The organism is Mesorhizobium sp. M1E.F.Ca.ET.041.01.1.1 (assembly GCF_003997355.1).
In the GTDB taxonomy this organism is placed as follows: Bacteria; Pseudomonadota; Alphaproteobacteria; order Rhizobiales; family Rhizobiaceae; genus Mesorhizobium.
In genome coordinates this window covers 1-4,441 of sequence record NZ_RZSL01000510.1, presented here as the reverse complement: position 1 = coordinate 4,441, position 4,441 = coordinate 1, and the positions used below count along the sequence as shown (strand labels likewise).

The 4,441-nt window shown below is 64.2% G+C and carries 2 protein-coding genes and 1 pseudogene; all 3 read left to right on the top strand.

The genetic code is table 11. The annotated features are described in order from the left end of the window. Positions 1–371 (top strand): annotated as a pseudogene (locus EOA38_RS28995) (acetyl-CoA C-acetyltransferase); the annotation flags it as partial. 127 nt (positions 372–498) lie between these two features. Continuing rightward, entirely contained in the window at positions 499–1,224 is a 726-nt protein-coding gene (gene phbB / locus EOA38_RS28990; protein WP_127300852.1) for an acetoacetyl-CoA reductase, read from the top strand. Positions 1,225–1,931: 707 nt separating this feature from the next. Next, positions 1,932–4,441: helicase-related protein (locus tag EOA38_RS28985; RefSeq protein ID WP_127300851.1), on the top strand; the 2,510-nt coding region annotated here is incomplete at its 3' end.

The following is a 4,441-nucleotide window of genomic DNA, read 5'->3' as shown; positions in this document are numbered from 1 at the left end:
CCCCGCTCGTCCGCATCGCTTCCTGGGCGACCGCAGGCGTCGATCCGGCGATCATGGGCACGGGCCCGATCCCGGCCTCGAAGAGGGCGCTGGAGAAGGCCGGCTGGTCGGTCAAGGATCTCGACCTCGTGGAGGCCAATGAGGCCTTCGCCGCGCAGGCCTGCGCCGTCAACAAGGGCATGGGCTGGGATCCGTCGATCGTCAACGTCAATGGCGGCGCCATCGCCATCGGCCATCCGATCGGCGCCTCAGGCGCCCGCATCTTCAACACGCTGGTCCATGAAATGCGCCGGCGCGGCGCCAAGAAGGGTCTCGCGACGCTTTGCATCGGCGGCGGCATGGGCGTCGCCCTGTGCGTCGAGGCGCTCTGAGCGAATAGCGAATAGCGAATAGGGAGTAGCGAATAGGGAAGAATAACGTCGGCGCGATGGGATATGAGATCTCTACTCGCTATTCGCTACTCCCTATTCGCTCAGACGATTTTAAAGGGAGGAGCACATGACCAAGGTAGCAATCGTCACGGGCGGATCGCGCGGCATCGGTGCGGCGATATCGGTGGCGCTGAAGAGTGCCGGCTATTCGGTGGCCGCCAACTATGCCGGCAATGACGAGGCCGCCGCGAAGTTCAAGGCAGAGACCGGCATCCCGGTCTACAAATGGTCGGTCGCCGACTACGACGCCTGCGCCGCCGGCATCGCAAAGGTGGAGGCCGATCTCGGCCCGGTGTCAGTGCTGGTCAACAATGCCGGCATCACCCGCGACGCAATGTTCCACAAGATGACGCGCGAGCAGTGGAAGGAAGTCATCGATACCAACCTCTCCGGCGTCTTCAACATGACGCATCCGCTGTGGGGCGGCATGCGCGACCGCAAGTTCGGCCGCATCATCACCATCTCCTCGATCAACGGCCAGAAGGGTCAGGCCGGCCAGGCCAACTATTCGGCGTCGAAGGCCGGCGACATCGGCTTCTCGAAAGCGCTGGCCCAGGAAGGCGCGCGCGCGGGCATTACCGTCAACGTCATCTGCCCCGGCTACATCGCCACGGAGATGGTCAAGGCCATCGACGAGAAGGTGCTCAACGAACGCATCATCCCGCAGATCCCGGTCGGTCGCCTCGGCGAGCCGGAAGAAATCGCGCGCTGCGTCGTCTTCCTGGCCTCGGACGAGGCCGGCTTCATCACCGGCTCGACGATCACCGCCAATGGCGGGCAGTATTTCGCCTGAGGCTTGTCCCGGTTGCGGGGCGGCCTGAACGCTCGGGCCGCCTTTTTCTTTCTGCGTCGTCCATCGCCGACACGACACCTTGCCTCAATTCGGCACGCAAAGGTTAACGGCCTCGCCGCGCCCTGTGCGAAACCTCGTTCACAAGCTGTGAATTTTCGGTGCGCAAGCTGTGGACAGCACCATATCTAGGCGTGAACAAAACGGGAAAGCTCGCAGATCGCTGATTCGTCGCTGATTCGTTCCGGCTTTGGTCGAAAAGTTAACGCGAAGAGCCGAAAACGGTACGGAAATGATTAACGCCGATTAGGAAAGATCAACAATTTCATAATCTTGGCGGCCGCATTCAGATCGGCTCCGACCGTTCGCCGGCAAAGGTTAACGACCCTTCAGGGCACGGCTGAGGCAAGCATGAAACGGGCCAACTCCGGGATTCAGCATGTGGTGAGACTCATCGTCAAAAAATCTACATATAGCCGTGAACAAAACCTGAATCAGGACGAGTCAGCGATTCGTCGCCGATTCGTTCCAGACTCGTTCCAACGGTTAATCGACAGCGGATTTTGACCCCTGCCTGTCGGAACACCGTCTGTAAGGGAAACATTCCACTTTCGCTTCGCGCCTGAAATCCCTATGTGTCGCCTGTCACACGCGGCGGCATCGCCGCGTTCCCGACAACAAGCGGCAGAAAGACTTAAATTTCCGAGCCGATGAATATCCAGCCCAAACACACCCAGCCGTTGATCCTTTCGGGCCGCGACGTGACGGCTGTGCTTGGGCCTACCAACACCGGCAAGACCCATCTCGCCATCGAGCGCATGGTGGCGCACGAGACCGGCGTCATCGGCCTGCCGCTCAGACTGCTTGCCCGCGAGGTCTATGGCCGCGTCTGCGAGAAGGTCGGCGCCAACAAGGTGGCGCTGGTCACCGGCGAGGAGAAGATCGTCCCCGCCGGCGCGAAATATTCGGTCTGCACCGTCGAGGCGATGCCGCGCGAGACCGATGCGGCCTTCGTCGCCATCGACGAGGTGCAGCTCGCCGGCGATCTCGAGCGCGGCCATATCTTCACCGACCGGATCCTGCATCTGCGCGGCCGCCAGGAGACGCTGCTTTTGGGCGCCGCCACCATGCACGGCATCCTCCAGAAGCTGCTGAAGGGCGTGTCGGTAGTGACGCGGCCGCGGCTGTCGCACCTTGCCTATGCCGGATCGAAGAAGCTCACCCGCCTGCCGCGACGCACGGCGATCGTCGCTTTCTCCGCCGACGAGGTCTACGCGATCGCCGAACTGATCCGCCGCCAGCAGGGCGGTGCTGCCGTCGTGCTCGGCGCGCTCTCGCCCCGCACCCGCAATGCCCAGGTGGAGATCTTCCAGTCGGGTGACGTCGACTATCTCGTTGCCACCGACGCCATAGGCATGGGGCTGAACCTCGACCTCGAGCACGTCGCCTTCGCCCAGAACCGCAAGTTCGACGGCTACCAGTACCGCAATTTGACCGCCGCCGAGCTCGGCCAGATCGCCGGCCGCGCCGGCCGGCATCTGCGCGACGGTACCTTCGGCGTCACCGGCCAGGTCGATCCGCTCGACGAGGGTCTGGTCGAGAAGATCGAGGGGCACGATTTCGACCCGGTGAAGGTGCTGCAGTGGCGCACCGCCGATTTCGATTTCTCCGGCCTGGACGCGTTGAAGCGCTCGATCGAAACCAACGCGCCGGTCGAAGGGCTGACCCGGGCATTGCCGGCGGTCGATGCCCAGGCGCTTGAGCATCTGTCGCGCGACGAGGGCATCAGGGCGCTCGCCACCGGCAGGGAGCGCGTGGCGCTGCTCTGGGAAGCCTGCGCGCTGCCGGACTATCGCAAGATCGCGCCCGCCCAGCATGCCGACCTTGTCGCCTCGATCTACCTGGACCTTGCGCGCCATGGCCATGTCGACGAAAACTACATGGCCGAGCAGGTGCGGCGGGCCGACACGACGGATGGCGACATCGACACGCTGTCGCACCGGATTGCCCAGATCCGCACCTGGACCTTCGTCTCCAACCGACCGGGCTGGCTGGCCGATCAGGCACACTGGCAGGAAAAGACGCGCGAAATCGAAGACAGATTGTCGGATGCGCTGCATGAGCGGTTGACGAAACGCTTCGTAGACCGCAGGACTTCCGTCCTCATGCGGCGCCTTAGAGAAAATACCATGCCTGAAGCCGAAATCAGCCCAACCGGAACCGTCCTCGTCGAAGGCCATCATGTCGGCGAGTTGCAGGGTTTCCGCTTCACCGCCGACCAGAGCGCCGGCGGCGAAGACGCCAAGGCGGTGCGCACCGCTGCCCAGAAGGCGCTCAGCGCGGAGTTCGAGGCACGCGCCGAACGCTTCGCCGCCTGCTCCAACGGCGATCTGGCGTTGGGCTCGGACGGCATCCTGCGCTGGATCGGCGCCCCGATCGGCACGCTGGTGGCCGGCGACGAGGCATTGAAGCCGCGCCTTGTGCTGCTTGCCGACGAGCAGCTCACCGGACCGGCACGCGACAAGGTCGCGGCCCGCGCCGAGCGTTTCGTCAACTTCCAGATCGAAACGCTGCTGAAGCCGCTGGTCGATCTGAAGAATGCCGAGCAGCTCGCCGGCATCGCCCGCGGCATCGCCTTCCAGCTCGTCGAGCATTTCGGCCTCATCAACCGCCGCGACATCGCCGAGGAAATGAAGTCGCTCGACCAGGAAGGCCGCGCAGCGCTGCGTCGCCTCGGTGTGCGCTTCGGCGCCTACCATGTCTTTGTGCCGGCGTTGATCAAGCCGGCGCCGGCCGGGCTGGTGACGTTGCTCTGGGCGCTGAAGAACGACGGCAAGGACAAGCCCGGCTTCGGCGACGTGGTCCACGCGTTGGCTTCGGGCCGCACCTCGGTGGTCATCGACGTGGCCTTCGACAAGACCTTCTACAAGCTCGCCGGCTATCGCAATCTCGGGCGCCGCGCCGTGCGCGTCGACATACTGGAGCGGCTGGCCGACCTCATCCGCCCGGCGACCAACTGGAAGCCCGGTCTCGGCCAGCGTCCGGACGGCGCCTATGACGGCCACGCCTTCATGGTGACGCCGCCGATGATGTCGATCCTCGGCGCCACCGCCGACGACATGGAAGAGATTCTCAAAGGCCTCGGCTATCGCGCCGAGCCAAAGCCGGCCGCCGAGGTGAAGGCCAAGCTCGAGGCGCAGGACAACGCCGTCCGTGAGGC

Bases quoted from the DNA above. Each gene is read 5' to 3' on its own strand.
- phbB (WP_127300852.1), top strand. From the start codon at position 499: ATGACCAAGGTAGCAATCGTCACGGGCGGATCGCGCGGCATCGGTGCG.